This is a genomic window from Neobacillus drentensis (genome assembly GCF_021560175.1).
In the GTDB taxonomy this organism is placed as follows: Bacteria; Bacillota; Bacilli; order Bacillales; family Cytobacillaceae; genus Neobacillus; species Neobacillus drentensis_A.
Genome location: NZ_CP091110.1, coordinates 4153109 through 4169586 on the forward strand (window position 1 = coordinate 4153109; position 16478 = coordinate 4169586).

Genomic DNA, 16478 nt, shown 5'->3' on the forward strand with positions numbered 1-16478 from the left:
TGCTTTTATTTTTACAAGATCTTTTACTCCATTTGTTTCAACCCCAGAGCTCACATCGACCATATAAGGGTTAATGATCTGCACGGCCTCAGCGACATTTTCGAGATGTAATCCCCCTGCAAGTATGACTTTTTTTCCTTTCAAACATAAAGTGTTAACTTGCCTCCAATCAAACGATGTTCCATTTCCGCCCCGATATTTTCCTTTTGGTCCATCGAGCAAAATATAATCGGCTGGGAATTGAAGAATTCCCTCTAAGGCTTCATTATCATCAAAAGAGATCGCTTTTACAACGGCTAGTGGAAGAAGCGATTGAGTAAAGGCAGAAGACTCCTCACCATGAAGCTGAATATGGGTTAAACCAACTAGAGATGCAATCCTTTCAATCTCTTCCTTCGTTTCATTAACAAAAACACCAATTTTCATAACATTTACTGGTAAGGAAGAAACGATTTCTTGTGCTTGTTCTGGTGTTACCTTCCTCTTACTTTCTGCAAATACTAAACCGATGGCATCTGCACCATACTCAACAGCTTTAAGTGCGGTCTGGTTATCCATGAGTCCACAGATTTTTACCTTAATGTTCATTTATTAACACCCTCTTGAAGAGGAAGACGAAGATTAGAGAAGGATTTCTCTAGATCCTGGCTGACCATTAAAGCCTCACCTACCAAAATTCCATTTGCACCCGCGTTTCGAACTCTGTCAGCATCCTGCTCAGAATGGATCCCGCTTTCGCTTATTAAATAAGCTCCTGATTTTTTTACAATTGAGGCTAATTGTTCGGTTACTTCTAGTGAAACTTTAAATGTCTTTAAATCACGGTTATTGACACCAATTAACTTTGCTCCTGTTTTAAGTGCTTTCTCTAATTCATTTTTATTATGGACCTCTACCAGCACTTCTAAGCCTTTTGCTTTCGCGTAATGAAAGAGCTCAGCCAAACTGCTTTCTTCTAACGCTGCAACAATTAGTAATATGATGTTTGCTCCATTGGCCGCTGCAACATCAATTTGTAGTGGGCTAATAATAAAATCCTTACATAATATAGGCAGGTTAACTACTTCACGAACGGCCTTTAAGTCGGCAAAAGAACCTTTAAAAAAGGTGGAATCCGTTAATACAGAAATGGCTGACGCTCCTGATTTCTCATAAATTGCCGCTTGTACTTCTGGTTCCACTCCATTATTGATTAAACCCTTTGATGGGGATGCTCGTTTATATTCGGCAATGATGGAAAGTTTCTCTGCTGTTTGCAGTTTTTCTATAAGAGATCTTTTTGGATAAACTGTTTCCTTACTGATTTCCGTCCTTTCTTGAAGCAGCTGGACCTCCTTCTTCTTCTGTTCAATAATCCTGTCAAGAATGGTTTCCACTTAAATCGCCTCTTTCTGGCCTAATTTAGATTTTTCGATAAGCGTTGTCAGTTTTGCATATGCCGCACCTGAATCGATTATTTCCTTGGCTACATCAATTCCTTCAATAATGGAACTGGCTTTTCCAGCTGTATAAATACCGATTCCGGCATTTAATAATACTGTATCTCGAGGGGCACCTTTTTCCCCTTTTAGCACTTTTAATAAGATTTCCCCATTTTCTTCCGAATCTCCACCCTTTATCTGGCTGTTATCGTATTGCGGGAGATTAACGTCTTCCGGTGTAAATATATGACTAGTAATTTTCCCATCCTCCAAAAGGGTATAATGATTTTCTCCCTGAAGAGAAGCTTCATCCATAAATCCAGCACCATTTATGACGACAGCCCTTTTACGGCCTAATCTTTTGAGTACTTCTGCAAATACATTTAATAAATCCCTGCGATTAACGCCTAACAATTGATAATCTAGTTCAATCGGATTTGTTAATGGGCCAATATAATTAAAGACCGTGGGAATTTTCAATTCTTTGCGAACAGTCATCACTTTCTTTAATTTTGGATGAACGTGTGGTGCGAATAAAAAGGCGATTCCGATTTCATGAAGTATTTCTTCCGTCCTTTCAGAAGGTAAATTTAGATTAACTCCCAGATATTCAAGGACATCTGCACTTCCTGTTTTACTTGAGATACTTCTATTGCCGTGCTTAGCGACTGGAATCCCGGCACCTGCAATAACAAAAGCTGAAGTTGTACTAACATTAAAACTTGATGAACCGTCTCCACCAGTGCCACAGTTATCCAGAACATTCGGAAATTTCCGTTTAAAACTCAGGGTATTGCCCTTCAAAGCCCGAACAATTCCCGCGATTTCGTCAACTGTTTCACCTTTAGACTTTAACCCCATTAAAAAGGCGGCAATTTCAGATTCAGAAACTTCCTCACCTAAGATAAAATCAACTGCTTCTTGCATTTGCTCTTCAGAAAAGGATTGCATTTCAGCTAATTGGAGTAGATAGTTTTTCATTTTCCCTCATCCCTTCTATTTCGAGTAAAAAATTTTTTAACATTTGTTTACCATCCGGAGTTCCTATAGATTCCGGATGAAATTGCAGACCGTAAACCGGATATTTCTTATGCTTTATTGCCATAATTTCATGATCATCGTTGGAATGAGCAATGCACTCCAACTCCTCTGAGAGATTACTTTCTTCTAACGTCAACGAATGATAACGCATTACCTCTAATTGAGTACTTAGGTTTGCAAATACTTCATTGCCCTGATGAGTGATGAAGGAAGTTTTCCCATGCTTAATATAATGAGCCCTCCTCACTTCACTTCCAAAGGCTGCTCCAATTGCTTGATGACCAAGACATATACCTAGTAACGGAATGGTCTTATGGAAAGTTTTAATTAAATCTATACAAATACCCGCATCCTCAGGCCGGCCAGGCCCAGGTGATAAAATTATCGCTTTCGGATTCAAATTTTGAATTTGTTCCATACTCAGCTGATTGTTCCGATATACAACAACCTCTTCACCCAGTTCACCTAGGTATTGATAAAGATTAAAGGTAAACGAATCAAAATTATCTATTAATAAAATCATTTTTCACCCTCCAAAAAGGATCTCAACTTGTTTAGTGTTTCCTCATATTCAGACTCTGGATTTGAATCATGAACAATACCTGCACCTGCTTGGATAATTGCTTCACCATCTTTGATGATCATGGTACGAATCGCCAAGGCAAAATCCATATTTCCGTTTACAGACACATAGCCAACTGCACCGGAATAAAGACCGCGCTTTGATTTTTCTAACGTATTTATAATTTCCATTGCCCTAACTTTTGGGGCACCAGAAACCGTCCCTGCTGGCAGACAGGCAGCCAAGGTATCTAAGGCCGTTTTTTCCGGATGAAGCTTTCCGCTGACCTCCGATACTAGGTGGATAACATGACGAAATTTTTCTACCGACATATACTTCTCAATTTGAACCGTTCCAAATTCACAAACTTTGCCTAGATCGTTTCTTCCAAGATCTACAAGCATGCGATGTTCGGCTAGCTCTTTTTCATCGTTAACTAATTCCTGCCCAATCCGTTCATCCTCTTCAGCAGTTGTTCCTCTCCGTTTTGTACCGGCAATCGGATTTGAGATTACTGTATTGCCTCGTGTTTTAATTAAGCTTTCTGGCGATGAACCAATGACAGTATATCCATTAAAGTCGATATAAAACATATACGGTGTTGGATTGGTGCTTCGATGCTTCCGATAAAGTGATAAGGGCGTACCTTGAAACGTTGATTTCATACGTCTAGAGAGAACTACTTGAAAAATATCTCCTGAAAGGATATGCTCTTTTGCAGTTTCAACATTTTTAATAAACGCTTCTTTTGTTGTATCTGCTTCAAAACCACTAAAAGTATAAGGTTCCTCTTCAAAATAATAATTTGGCTTTTTTAATTCTTCTATCCTTTGCATTACTCGTTTTTCGATTATGGCTGTACTACTTTTCTCTGATAATGGAAGACCGCAAATTTTCACTTTTTCTTGCTGATGATCAAAAACAATCACTTCTTCAAAAAACATAAGATGCACATCAGGCATTTCCAAGCCATTTGGATATTCCTCACCAATTACTTCAAACTGTCTAATGATGTCGTAGCCAACATACCCCACTGAGCCTCCTATAAAAGGGAAATCATATTCTTCAAATATCCCTTCTGGTAAAAGCTTCTTTATAACCTCTAAAGGATTTCCTTTCACTACCTGCTTTGCCCCGTCGCGATAGATAATTTCGTTCCTTTCTCCTCTAGAAATGAGTTCAAAGGCAGGGTCGGTACCAATAAAAGAATACCTACCCGAGTCATTGTATTTATGAGAGCTTTCCAATAAAAATTTCTTTTTTCCGCTAATCTTTTGTAAGATCGAGATGGGTGTTAATGTATCTCCTTTGATTTCTTGTATTAAACATCGATTTATTGTCTTCATGTCACAACCCCTTTTCGAAAATAAAAAAATCGTCCTCTATACGCGCAAATAGATTGCGCATATAGAGGACGATTCTAAGACCGTGGTGCCACCTCCTTTTGGAACAGACAAACTCTGCTCCCTCATTCAGATACAGAACATATTCTGTCCGATATCCTATCCTTGTAACGGGGGAAACCGGGCGTCCCTACTAAGGTTCAAGACACCTCTCACAAGTCCATTCCACAAATTCATTCATATCGGGCTCACACCTACCCCGACTCTCTGGAAAGAATTAATTTTGTGTACTACTCTTGCTCAACGAGTTAATTATTTTAATTAAAATACAAAAGGGCCCTCCATCCAAAAAGGACGGAAGACCCGTGGTGCCACCTTCATTAGCTAAAATTAGCTCACTCAACCGATATCGAAGCAAAAAAGCTTGAATATCTGTCTCTTGTAACGATGAGATCTTCGCCAAAGCCTACTGCCCATCAGGGTTCGGTTTGGAGGCTCGGAAGTCCATTCACTTGAACGTCTACACTGATTTGCACCAACCATCAGCTCTCTTTAAGAATCCGTAAAAGTTACTACTCTTCGTCTACACCTATATGATTTGCTTTATTGATTATTATCCTATCCAACTTCACTAAATATGTCAAGTGATTATTTTTTTAAAATTCGAAATTAACTTTTCTTGTATTTTTCAGCTCATTCTTACTGTCTTTATTTACCTACTTCCATTTAAAGGATGCTTTAAACTTTGTTATTTTCAATTGAATTAGCCAATATTAACGTTAGCAAGCAAACATGGCTCTTCAGAGTGGACTGTTGAGAGCATAAATGAAGGCGGGATAGAAGATTCATGGAACATATTGAACGAATAAGCCAAAACCAAAAGGCAGCAAAGAAAAAACAATCGGCGGCTGGCCAAAAAAAACAAAGTGAAATAGCTAAACAAAAGTGGGCAATCGTCTCGCTGTCTTCCATTCCTTTAGTGATGACTTTAGGAAATTCAATGTTGATTCCTGTACTACCTTCTATGGAAAAAGAATTATCCATCACATCCTTTCAAACCAGTATGATTATTACTGTTTATTCAATTGTTGCCATTTTTCTTATTCCAGTTGCCGGATATATATCCGACCATATTGGAAGAAAAAAAGTGATTATCCCCAGTCTGCTTATTGCGGCGATTGGCGGCTTAATTTCCTGGTGGGCTGCATGGAAGTTAACAGATGCCTATTGGCTCATTTTAGTCGGCCGGGCTCTTCAGGGAGTAGGGGCCGCAGGGGCCATGCCCATTGTACTTCCATTAGTAGGTGACATGTTTAAAAGTGAAGATGATGTTAGCAGCTGTTTAGGACTGATTGAAACGTCTAATACGTTGGGAAAAGTTTTAAGCCCGATACTCGGGGCCTTTCTTGCAGGATTCGTCTGGTTTTTACCATTCTTTTCAATTCCAGTATTTTGTATCATTTCGGTTATCTTAATGATTTTTCTAGTTAAATGCCCAAAAAGTAGTGAAGAACCCATTCCTTTCAAACAATTTTTTACAAATATAAAAAAAACCTTTACTGAAAAAGGACGTTGGCTGTATGCCATCTTTTTTATTGGCGGTATTCTAATGCTTGTCCTGTTTGGTATTTTGTTTTACCTGTCTGAGATCTTCGAAAAAGAATATGGGATTAAGGATCTCAAAAAAGGTTTCTTTTTAGCATTACCGCTTGGTGCACTTTGTTTAGCCTCTTTTATCAGCGGAAAAATTATTAAAAAAAATAAAGTATTAATGAAATGGATCACCTTGATCAGTATTATCATCGCAGCTATCTCAATTGGTGCTCTATGGTTTTCAATTAAGCTTTGGTATATGATCACAATGTTTTTGATTACTGGCATAGGAATTGGGTTAAGCCTTCCTTGTTTAGATGCGTTAATTACTGAAGGCATCGAGAAAAAAGAACGCGGAACAATTTCCTCAATTTATAGTTCGATGCGCTTTATTGGGGTTGCCGCAGGTCCTCCACTTATTGCAGTGCTCATGAAATACGCTAACCATTGGATTTTTATTGTTCTAAGCGGCCTCAGTATTATCGCCGCAGTGGTAACAATCTTCGCGGTAAAACCAAAAGCCGAAGCCTAGAGAAGTGCTGGGAAAAACCTCAGCACTTTTTGTTTTTTAAGCAAAATGCTGTACAAAAAAAGTAGCAACTATGATATAATATATGTGTTCTTATTTGAAAGTGCGGGTGTGGTTTAATGGTAGAATTTCAGCTTCCCAAGCTGACGGCGGGGGTTCGATTCCCCTCACCCGCTCCATACGGAGAAGTACCCAAGTGGTTATAAGGGGGCGCACTCGAAATGCGTTAGGACGGGTGACCGTTGCGTGAGTTCGAATCTCATCTTCTCCTCCATACATACAGTCTTAACACTTAGCAAGTGCTTTAATTTTGTTCATACATAAAAAAGAGGTTCTTTTTAATTGGCTTATCCTATTAAAGAGAACCTCTTTTTCTAAGTATTAGGGACTTAACCATTCTGGATTCCGTTCGTGACAAATAGGGCAGTTGTCTGCTTTTATTTGGAATGTGGAGAATGGTTTCCCGCAGTTTTTACATTCACGTATCAATAGCGGGTAGTTTTTGTATTGTTTTTTTGTAATTTCCTGTTTAATTTCTATGACGCCTTCCGGGCAGATATCCATACAATCACAACAGTTTACACACTTTTCATTGTGAACCCTTAAGGAATGATCTTCTAAAGTAAATACCTTTTGAGAACAGAAGGAAAAGCATAATTGACAAAGTGTACATTTGTCAAAATTGATTTCCACTTGATAGAATTGATAGTCACCATAATAACGGGTTATTTTCCATTCGTTTGCTTTTACCTTCCAAGCAGCAGGTGCCAAGGATTTGGCTAACTGTTTGCCCTTTGTTTGTAAGGAAGTTAAAAAAGCTCTCCTCGACAATCCTTCATAACGTAAATCTGTTATTTGGATGGGGCTTTCTTCAAGCTGCTGCAGGATTTTGTTGGCATCAATTAGAACATTCATCCAATCTGGATTAAGAGGGGTTCTATCTGACTCAATGGTGTTTACCCCCCTCTGTTTGTATATCAGCAATTCCTTTATCTTTGGAATATAGTCCTCATTATAGACCAAACTATCCTTTACATATTCCCTTGACGCAAGGACACCTTCTATAGCAGAAAGCGGACAGGCAATCATACACTCTCCGCATGAATTACATTTTTTCGTATCTATACCAATGGATGTAGAAGTGATGACAAGCGCCCCAAAGTGACAGGCATCCATACAAGCCGTGCAAGTGGAGCGATCGTGTTTCTTTCTAGAACAACTTTGGGTTATTTTGGCATCTATATGCATGCTTTCAAGCCAATTAACAAGTAGCGACATATGATCACCTGCTGATATTTTTGTTAACTGCCAAACAACTTTGCATCCTTATGGGGTGTAATGACAAGGTTTGGATGTGTAATGGCACCACTAGGCATCCCTTTAATTTGATTGACGCTGCCATATTTTTTTCGAAGCTCTTCAATTGGGCCAAATTCAATAGCCCGCATTGGACAGGATGCTACACACACTGGATTATCGCCTTTTTCCTGTAGATCCATACAAAAATCACATTTATTTGATTTAAACACCTTTTTATTGTATTGAGGAGATCCGTATGGACAAGCCTTAATACATAATTGCGCCCCTTGGCATACATCCTGGTCAATTGTTACCACACCGTTTTGTTTATTCTTTATAACCGCGCCGGTCGGACAGCTTGGAATGCAGGCAGCGTTCTGACAATGATTACATGAAATGGAAAAATAATATGCTTGTATAGTTGGAAGCAATCCCTTATTGGACTGTTCAATAAAGGTTCCTTCTTCATATGAGTAAACCCTCCGGAAATTGATGCCAACGTCAAGGTTATTTTTATCTTTACAAGCCACCGTACATGCCTTACAACCGGTACAGAGGCTTTGATTAATATAAAATCCGAGCTGTTTCAAATTCCTCACTCCTATAGTTTTTTAACTTCAATCAGGTTTGATAACTGCGGATTAGCCTTTGCTAATGCCGTCGGCCTCTGTGATGTCAGAACATTTACGGAGCCCCGTTGATCAAGTCCATTTTTATCAGGAGTATACCATGCACCTTGAGGAATTCCAGCAACTCCAGGAGTAATCCTTGGCGTGACCTTTACATCAATCAAAAGTAATCCGCGATCATTAAATACTTGTACCCGATCCCCATTTTTAATCCCTCGTTTTTCAGCATCCTTTGGATTTAACCACATCTCTTGCTTGGCTGCTTCCTCAAGCCACTCTTGATTATCGTAGGTGGAGTGACAGCGGCGCTTATAATGCCAGCTAATCAATTGAAGTGGATACTTCTTAATAAGCGGGTCTTCTGGCCCTTCCCACGAAGAAATGTACTTAGCAATTGCGGGTATTTCATCATGCTGGTTCATATCCCATAAGGCTTTTGAAAACAGCTCAATCTTCCCGGAAGGAGTTTCGAATGGATTTTTTTCAAAGTTATCAATTTGCTTTTTAAAACCTACTAATGGTTCACTATAGGTAAAGTGATGAACTCCTTTTTTACGAAAATCTTCAAATGCTGGGAAATTTGGGTCAAGCTCTTGTTTTGTCCTCTCGACGCTTTCCTTTACGAGATCCAGAATCGACTTTCCTTCTGTAAACCGATCCTTTAGTCCCAGCTTTTCAGCGATATCTGCAAAAACATCATATTCATTTCGGCATTCATACAGTGGATCAATGGTCTTATCCCCGAAGACCACATAATCTCCAAAACACCATGGTACACCAATATCGTATCGTTCAAAGAAGGTCGTTCCCGGTAATAATATGTCCGCATATTTTGCACTTGGGGTCATAAAGAGATCGCTGACCACAATAAACTCTACTTTACTTTCATCCTCAATCAGTTTTCGTGTTTTATTAATATCGGCATGTTGATTTATCAGCATATTACCCGCCATATTAAAAATCATTCTAATATTGGTTTTTAACTTATCCGTTCCTTGTAATCCATCGGCAGCAGTCATTTCTGTCCCCTTTTCTACCGCAGTAGTCCAAAGAAAACAGGGAATAGAAGCTTTAACTGGGTTTTCGTCAAAAAATGGATAAACAATATTACTGCGGCTCCAATAGCCAGTCCCAGCTGCCCAGCCTCCCAGTTTACCAACATTTCCTGTTATACAGGCCAATTGTGCGCCGCCGCGCATAAACTGTTCTCCAAATGCTTGACGCTGTGCAGCCCAGCCTTGAATCAATGCAGCAGGTTTGCTTTGAGCATAATCACGGGCTATTTGCCGAATTTTATTAGCTGGTACGCCACAAATCCTTTCGGCCCATTCAGGAGTTTTAGGGATCCCATCCTTTTTTCCAAGTAAATAGCTTTTTAGTGATTCATCTTTCGAAACACCATCAGGCATGTGGTTCTCATCAAATCCAAGACAGTATTTATCAAGGAAAGCCTGATCGTGAAGTTTTTCACTAACAATTACATACCCCATGGCATCCATCATCGCAGTATCTGTTGTTGGAAGAATGGGTATCCACTCATCAGCGAAAGCTATGGCAGTATCGGTATATCTAGGATCAATTACGACTATTTTTGCCCCATTCTTCTTTGCTTGCATTAAATATTCACGATATGGTGTGGAGAAAATCATTTCAGAAGGGTTTTGCCCCCATAAAATAATATATTTGGAATGGAGCAAAGAATCAAAGCTGCTTCCCGAGTTATTTGTTCCGTAAGTATAAGGAGTGGCAACATTACCTGCACCAGAACTGTAGTCATTTCGGGAATTCAAATAACCGCCGGTTAGGGCTAAAAGTTTTTTGGCAGCACTCACTCCGCCATGTAATCCCCAGCATTGACCTGATGCATAGTTAACATACCTAGATTCAGGGCCATATGTATCTCCAATTCTTTTTACTTGTGCAGCAATAGACTCAATGGCCTCTTCCCAAGAAAACCTCTCAAATTTCCCTTCGCCCCGTTTACCCACTCGTTTCATAGGGTATTTAAGACGATCAGGATGATAAAGCATGCTTCGATAGTTTCTTCCTCTGATGCATGCCCTTAGTGGAGGATAAGAGAGGTCTCCAGCCTCTTGAGTATCTGTACTAACCCGGACTACAACCCCGTCTTTTACATGGGCTTTAATGATACAACGTCCTCCGCAGTTCGTAACACTGCAGGTTGAGATAATCGTCTCTGCATTTTCTTCTTTAGCACTTACTGGTTTATCTTCTTCGTTACGTTCGACAAGCATCTTTGTCCCTATTCCACCGGCAATGATCGGGATACCAATTGCGCTTGACCATTTTAAAAAGGTTCGTCTCTGCATTTTATTTGTCAACAAGTTCTTTAAGTGGTTTTCAGACATTTTCTACTGCCTCCTTTATTTCCATTAAAGATGTTAAATCAAAGATTAAAAAGTCTTCAAGAACCATGGCAGCACCTAGGTATAGGCGGCTAGTAGTATGATCCACAACCCGTTTACAAAATTCTGGAATCCAAATCGTTAAGTGATCTTTGAGAAAGTCAATTTGACTTGATATCAGTTCCTGCACCTTTTCAATGTCTAAGGCTTGCAGACTTAACTCGATTAGAAAAATCATAAACTCAATTTCAAGGAGTAAATGATCCTCAGGCTCATTATTTTCGTGGATCGATTGCAGCCCAAATTGGTGATATAGTTCTCTGACCTGGAGCGTCCATTCTTCAAATAAAAGATGTTCCTTGCTTCGATAATACGACTCCCAGGGAGGAGCTACTAACACACCCGGATCAATAAATAACCGACAGTATTCTTCTCTTTCCGTGTTCACTTTCTCATTTGTAGTTAATTGTTCAAAAGCGTCGGCGAGAATTCTCCCACCTTCATGGAACTCTTTTAATTCGTCAAAATTTCTCACGAGCCCCTTATTAAATAATAAATGGTGCTTGGCTGGTTCCAAGAATAAAGTATGGAGAATTTTGTAAAAGTTTCTTCTAGCTAATAAAAATGGATATAATTGATTATGTATTGAATCTTTTGTTGTTGTCATTGCCTTCTCTCCTCATGTGTGAATTGTTGACACCAACTTCCTTCATTGTAAGCCCTTATAAATTAATCTTACCGTAATCTAGTATAGTCCGGTTGACTTTGTGCAATTATTCACATTAAATTCAAAATCCTTGATATCACAGTAACTAATATCACTTTTTTGGGTTATTCCTTAAAATGTGTATAATAAGAGAGTCAATAAACAGAAAAGGATGATAGAGTTGAACATTACAGGCCACGAAGTGGAAAAATTAGAGGATCCATTTGGTTTACTATCTGGAGACCGTTATGAGTTTTTTCTAGAGCTCGAAGTCGATGAGGAGGATGAATTGTATTCTGAGAAAGGTGTCGGTTTAAAGTGTATATTTGTACACGATGAAAGCGGAGATAAAATAACCAGCTATCACTTATTTGAACGCGGGACTGAAAAGGTACTCGATTTTGAATTAGAGGAAGATGAAGAAGGGTTAGTTTTATCTTACTGTATAAACATTGTAGAAAACGAATAAAGCGGGGGCATCATGCTCCCTGCTTTATTTGTTTTCTACATGAAATTTTTACTATGGTTATGAATCACTTGCAGTTCTTTCGTTGATTGCCTCATTTCACTTTTGCAAATTGGGCAAAGTGGAACCTCACTGCTTTTAAAATTATCCCGAACCCAGCACTTACAAGTTTCAGAGGTACATTCCCAAATCTTTGTTTCTTCTAATTTAATTTCTTCTTCATTTTTTCTGCCAAACGCCAAAACGATCACTCCTTATAGATAGTTATGCCTGAACAAGCTTAAAACGCATCCCCAGCTATTATTCTAGTAATACTAATACATAAAAAAGTGATGCTTTACCAATTGTTGCATCACCATTTTAATTTTGTTGACCATTCTACAAAATAAAAAAGACGTACCCTACACGTTAGGTAAAAGAGCTTCCCCCACTTTCGTGCAGCTACGACCACTTAAATCAGATAATACCGAAACATTAAAACATATTTAAATTTTAACATAATTATTACTCCAAGTCAATTTTTAGAAACAAATTCATATAGGAAAGACCAAGTGAATTGAACCTGGTCCTTCACTTTATTGATAAAGTTGACATCTGTCGCTAGGCTTCTTTTTTCACTTTGGATGGGGCCTTTTTTCTAGGAGCTGCAGTTGCTTTTTTAGGTTTCGTTATCTCAGGTTTTGTAGCCTTTAGAGCTGATGTTGTTGTTTTATTTGGTTTCGTCCGGTCAATCGACGCTTGTAAAGCTGCCATGAGGTCTGTAACATTTGATGCTACTTCTTTAGTAGCTGATGTTACGGTCTCCTGCCCCGTCCGTTTTGACTCAATTAATTCTAATAACGCGGTACGATATTCATCTGTATATTTTTCAGGCTCAAACGTGGTCGTTAACTGATCAATCAGTAATATCGCTGTTTCTAGTTCCCTCTCCGTTACTTTATTCTCTGCTGGAACATTAGGAACATCTCCAGCTTTACGGACCTCATCTGGATAATGAATTGTTTCCATCACCAATGTATTTTCGTATACGCGAATAACTGCAAGCTGTTCCTTAGAGCGAATAATAATTTTAGCCAGTCCAACTTTTTGGGACTCTTGTAATGCCTTGCGCAGTAAGGAATATGCCTTACTGCCGCCCTCATTCGGGGACATATAATACGTTCGATCAAAATAAATAGGGTCAATCTCTTCAATTTTGACGAAATCAATGATTTCTACAGCCTTTTCTTCATTTTCTTTGCGCAGCTTTTCTAATTCTTCATGATCTAGGACGACAAACTTGCCTTTTGTATACTCGTAAGCTTTTACAATATCCTCTGGTTTTACCTCCTCTTCACAGACAGTACAGATTTTTTCATATTTAATGGGAGCATGACATTTATTGTGCAGGGTGCGAAGCTTTATATCCTTGTCTTCCGTTGCGGTATGAAGCTTGATAGGAATGTTTACAAGCCCGAAACTAATACTGCCTTTCCACATCGTATGCATAGATATTCTCCATTCTTTTTGTTTTTATTTTGCGGTAAAGCCTCGGCTTCATTCCTTAAAAGATTTGGAAAAGGATGAAGTGAAATTAATTGAAGCAGAATAAGGGAAAAAGAAGGGAAACGTACCGATGAAGCCAATGCTGCCAAGTTTAACCTTTGATCTTCCCGTACGGCCTGATTGGAAATACGAGGTGAAATATGATGGTTTCCGGGCTATGTTAACCTGGAATCAAAAGGGGATAGAACTAATAAGCAGGAATGGAAAGAATTTATTACCTCAATTCCCGGAAATCAAACAGTTCCTTTTGCAATATGAAGCCCAGTTTAAATCCTATTTACCTTTGCAATTAGATGGTGAACTTGTTTATTTGGAAAACACACATAAAGCGAATTTTTCCGCGATTCAAGTCCGAGGACGACTAAAGTCCGAAAAAAAAATTGAAGAGCAAGCAACTCGTTTTCCCTGCCGTCTAATGGTTTTTGATCTATTGTTGGTTAAAGGAAATAGGATCTATACAGAACCCTTTTATAAAAGAAAAGAAGCACTAGAGAAATTATTCCGAGCAGCAGGTTTTAAGTTAAAAGCTGATCCATATAACGATCAACTGCTTCAATACGTAAAAGCACATGATGATTTTAATGAATTATGGGAAAAAGTGGTCTTGTATGATGGAGAAGGCATTATTGCTAAATTTAAAAATAGTCTTTGGGAAGAAGGAAAACGCACGCTGCAGTGGTTAAAGTATAAAAACTGGAAATATGTCAGCTGCTTTGTAACAGCTTATGAGAAAACAAATGGCTATTTTTATATAGGTGTTTATCAAGACAAAAAAATATGTTCGATTGGACAAGTTCTATTTGGTTTTAAACCAGAAGAAAAAAATGCCTTACAACAAACAATAAAACAGAACATGATTAATGAGGATAATCAATTTATCTATGTTGAACCCGCTATCTGCCTTGAAGTGAAATATTTAGAACTATATGACAATCAACTGCGTGAACCTCATTTTGATCGTTTTCGATTTGATTTACAACCTGCTGATTGCACCTATGACCGCTTTATGTTTGCTCAAAAAAATCTGCCTCAAGAGTTGGAAATAACCCATCCAGATAAACCCTTATGGGGAAATTTCAACATTCAGAAGGCTGATTATATTCTTTATCTGCGGGAAGTTTCACCATTTATGCTGCCCTTTTTAAAGGACAGGCTCTTAACAGTTATTCGTTATCCACATGGAATGTTTGGAGAGGCTTTTTATCAAAAAAATTGTCCTGATTATGCTCCAGAATTTGTCCAGACAAAAGAGGCAGAAGGCATTCATTACATTTTGTGCAATAACCTTAAAACCCTTGTGTGGCTTGGAAACCAACTGGCCATTGAGTTCCATATCCCTTTTCAAACCGTCGATAGCATGGGACCTAGTGAAATCGTTTTTGATCTTGACCCGCCATCAAAAGACGCCTTTCAATTAGCGATCAAAGCCGCTCGATTGATAAAAGAAGTACTAGACCAATTAAATCTGGTTGGTTTTATTAAAACCTCAGGAAATAAAGGTTTGCAGATATACCTTCCTTTACCGGAAAATGTCTATACCTATGATGATACACGATTATTCACCAGCTTTATTGCGGAATATTTGATTTCGAAGGATCCTGATTCTTTCACGATTGAACGGATGAAAAAAAATCGAAATAACAGGTTGTATGTTGATTATGTACAGCATTCTGAAGGTAAAACGATTGTCGCTCCCTACTCGATGAGGGGCAACGAACATGCAGGTGTCGCAACCCCTCTTTATTGGGAGGAAGTGAATGACAAACTAGATTTATTCTCTTTTAATATGGAGAATGCGCTGAAACGAATCCGCAGTCAAGGTGACCCTTTTATGGACTATTCTCAAACAAAGCAACTGCAGCCCTTTGCTCCGGTCCTTGAGTTTTTAAAAAACACCAGTAAAAAAGGATAAGGTGATATCCCTTATCCTTTAAAGCGATTGTTCTATTTTTTCCTGGGCAGCCACTTGGAGCTTCTCATAGGTATCTTGTTCTGTAAAATTGGTTTTTGATGAAACGGAGAAAGTTTTTTCATTTAGTGATAACTCAATGAAAGCACGATAAAGATAGGTAGCATTTCCAATTAGATCAATTGTGAAGCTATCTTCCGTTTTATGAACCACACATTGGACTTTACCGCCATTATTATAAACGTTGATTGCCGTTTCAAAGTCATTTAAATCAGTTAAGCAAGTAACCAATGACGAAGCTGACATGGCTGTACCACAAGCATTTGTAAAACCTACCCCTCGCTCAAAGGTGCGGACGTATATAGAGCCTCTTTCGAGCGGCTTTACAAAGCTTACATTTACCCCATCCGGGAATAAATCATTGGGACCATTCACTTTTTCACTAAGTTGTTTTTGAAGATTACTATCAAGCTGCTCAGTTTCTACCATTGCAATCAAATGCGGGTTGGGTACCGCCAGCGCGGTAAACCTTAACTCATCTGAAAGCTCCTTGATTCTTTCGTTAAAAAGAGTAGGTTTATTTAGGTTTAATGGGAGTGCCTTTAGTTCAAACAGGACGGGAGAAATCTCAACCTGGTAGGTGTGAACGTGAGGAAATATATCCTCTTGTTTTCTAACCTTTAGATTTGCTTTCATTGTTTCAATAACTGCCTGGTTAATTCCTTTCAGTTCACAGATATATCTGGCTACCAGACGGAGGCCGTTCCCACACATGGACGCTTCAGAACCATCTGCATTAAAGACACGCATTCTTCCATCCACTTGCTCACTTTTCATAATAAATAAAATTCCATCGGCTCCGAGATCGGCGTCACGGTTACACAAAATCTTTGCAAGGTTTGCTCTATCTTCTTCCGTAAACACATAGTCATTTGAGATTTCATCGATGAGGAGAAAATCATTTCCTGATCCATGACCTTTAATTATATCAATTTGCACAACTTTTACCCCCAGAATCATAACTTAAATCCATCATATCAAACATTATTATGGAAGGAAACTGTCTTGT

At 38.7% G+C, this 16478-nt stretch carries 14 protein-coding genes, 2 tRNA genes, 1 pseudogene and 2 other annotated features; of the genes and pseudogenes, 5 read left to right on the forward strand and 12 right to left on the reverse strand.

The genetic code is table 11. The features are described 5' to 3' along the window. Positions 1 to 3: 3 nt before the first annotated feature. From L1999_RS19455 to trpE, 5 genes and pseudogenes are all read right to left on the reverse strand, one after another. A pseudogene (locus L1999_RS19455) lies at positions 4 to 588 on the reverse strand (phosphoribosylanthranilate isomerase); the annotation flags it as partial. After that, positions 585 to 1376 carry an indole-3-glycerol phosphate synthase TrpC gene (gene trpC / locus L1999_RS19460; RefSeq protein ID WP_235740060.1) on the reverse strand — a complete coding sequence of 264 codons (792 nt, stop codon included), beginning with the start codon at positions 1374 to 1376 and terminating at the stop codon, positions 585 to 587. The gene trpC and the pseudogene L1999_RS19455, both read right to left, overlap by 4 nt. After that, entirely contained in the window at positions 1377 to 2402 is a 1026-nt protein-coding gene (trpD, locus tag L1999_RS19465; protein ID WP_235740061.1) for an anthranilate phosphoribosyltransferase, read from the reverse strand. It lies immediately after the preceding gene. Next, positions 2374 to 2985, reverse strand: a complete 612-nt coding sequence (locus L1999_RS19470) for an anthranilate synthase component II (RefSeq protein ID WP_235740062.1) — start codon at positions 2983 to 2985, stop codon at positions 2374 to 2376. The genes trpD and L1999_RS19470 overlap by 29 nt, the downstream gene beginning before the upstream one ends. Further along, the gene (trpE, locus tag L1999_RS19475; protein ID WP_235740063.1) at positions 2982 to 4370 is read right to left on the reverse strand and encodes an anthranilate synthase component I; all 1389 of its coding nucleotides are present in this window, start codon (positions 4368 to 4370) and stop codon (positions 2982 to 2984) included. Before trpE ends, L1999_RS19470 begins: the two co-directional genes overlap by 4 nt. 61 nt (positions 4371 to 4431) lie before the next feature. Beyond that, positions 4432 to 4680: a binding site (T-box leader), on the reverse strand. Between the two features lie 34 nt (positions 4681 to 4714). Beyond that, positions 4715 to 4962, reverse strand: a binding site (T-box leader). Between the two features lie 252 nt (positions 4963 to 5214). Between trpE and L1999_RS19480 the strand changes: the two genes are divergently transcribed. The 3 genes from L1999_RS19480 (at position 5215) to L1999_RS19490 (ending at position 6763) form a co-directional block, all read left to right on the forward strand. Continuing rightward, entirely contained in the window at positions 5215 to 6492 is a 1278-nt protein-coding gene (locus L1999_RS19480; protein ID WP_235740064.1) for a bacillibactin exporter BcbE, read from the forward strand. A gap of 102 nt (positions 6493 to 6594) precedes the next feature. Continuing rightward, positions 6595 to 6668, forward strand: a tRNA-Gly gene (locus L1999_RS19485). A gap of 3 nt (positions 6669 to 6671) precedes the next feature. Next, a tRNA-Ser gene (locus L1999_RS19490) sits at positions 6672 to 6763 on the forward strand. A gap of 107 nt (positions 6764 to 6870) precedes the next feature. On the opposite strand, the gene L1999_RS19495 is transcribed toward L1999_RS19490, so the two are convergent. Genes L1999_RS19495 through L1999_RS19510 form a run of 4 tightly spaced genes read right to left on the reverse strand, consistent with a single transcriptional unit; the run spans position 6871 to position 11450 of the window. Then, positions 6871 to 7767 (reverse strand): 4Fe-4S binding protein, encoded by an 897-nt coding sequence (locus tag L1999_RS19495; RefSeq protein ID WP_235740065.1) that lies wholly within the window; start codon positions 7765 to 7767, stop codon positions 6871 to 6873. Positions 7768 to 7790: 23 nt separating this feature from the next. Beyond that, entirely contained in the window at positions 7791 to 8378 is a 588-nt protein-coding gene (locus L1999_RS19500) for a DMSO/selenate family reductase complex B subunit (RefSeq protein WP_235740066.1), read from the reverse strand. An 11-nt stretch (positions 8379 to 8389) separates the two neighbouring features. Then, entirely contained in the window at positions 8390 to 10786 is a 2397-nt protein-coding gene (locus tag L1999_RS19505) for a DMSO/selenate family reductase complex A subunit (protein WP_235740067.1), read from the reverse strand. Beyond that, a complete protein-coding gene (locus L1999_RS19510; RefSeq protein ID WP_235740068.1) occupies positions 10779 to 11450 on the reverse strand; it encodes a TorD/DmsD family molecular chaperone in 672 nt (223 codons plus the stop codon). The genes L1999_RS19505 and L1999_RS19510 overlap by 8 nt, the downstream gene beginning before the upstream one ends. Before the next feature lie 211 nt (positions 11451 to 11661). Here L1999_RS19510 and L1999_RS19515 point away from each other — a divergent pair, with 211 nt between their 5' ends. Further along, positions 11662 to 11958 (forward strand): DUF6509 family protein, encoded by a 297-nt coding sequence (locus tag L1999_RS19515; protein ID WP_235740069.1) that lies wholly within the window; start codon positions 11662 to 11664, stop codon positions 11956 to 11958. A 35-nt stretch (positions 11959 to 11993) separates the two neighbouring features. Here the strand turns inward: L1999_RS19515 and L1999_RS19520 are convergent, their stop codons facing one another. Next, positions 11994 to 12197, reverse strand: a complete 204-nt coding sequence (locus tag L1999_RS19520; protein ID WP_235740070.1) for a cold-shock protein — start codon at positions 12195 to 12197, stop codon at positions 11994 to 11996. 358 nt (positions 12198 to 12555) lie between these two features. After that, the gene (locus tag L1999_RS19525; RefSeq protein WP_235740071.1) at positions 12556 to 13443 is read right to left on the reverse strand and encodes a non-homologous end joining protein Ku; all 888 of its coding nucleotides are present in this window, start codon (positions 13441 to 13443) and stop codon (positions 12556 to 12558) included. A gap of 127 nt (positions 13444 to 13570) precedes the next feature. On the opposite strand from L1999_RS19525, the gene L1999_RS19530 reads away from it, so the two are divergent. Further along, positions 13571 to 15412 (forward strand): DNA ligase D, encoded by a 1842-nt coding sequence (locus tag L1999_RS19530; RefSeq protein ID WP_235740072.1) that lies wholly within the window; start codon positions 13571 to 13573, stop codon positions 15410 to 15412. A gap of 18 nt (positions 15413 to 15430) precedes the next feature. Here L1999_RS19530 and dapF read toward each other — a convergent pair whose 3' ends face one another. Further along, positions 15431 to 16408 carry a diaminopimelate epimerase gene (dapF, locus tag L1999_RS19535; protein ID WP_235740073.1) on the reverse strand — a complete coding sequence of 326 codons (978 nt, stop codon included), beginning with the start codon at positions 16406 to 16408 and terminating at the stop codon, positions 15431 to 15433. Between the last annotated feature and the right edge of the window lie 70 nt (positions 16409 to 16478).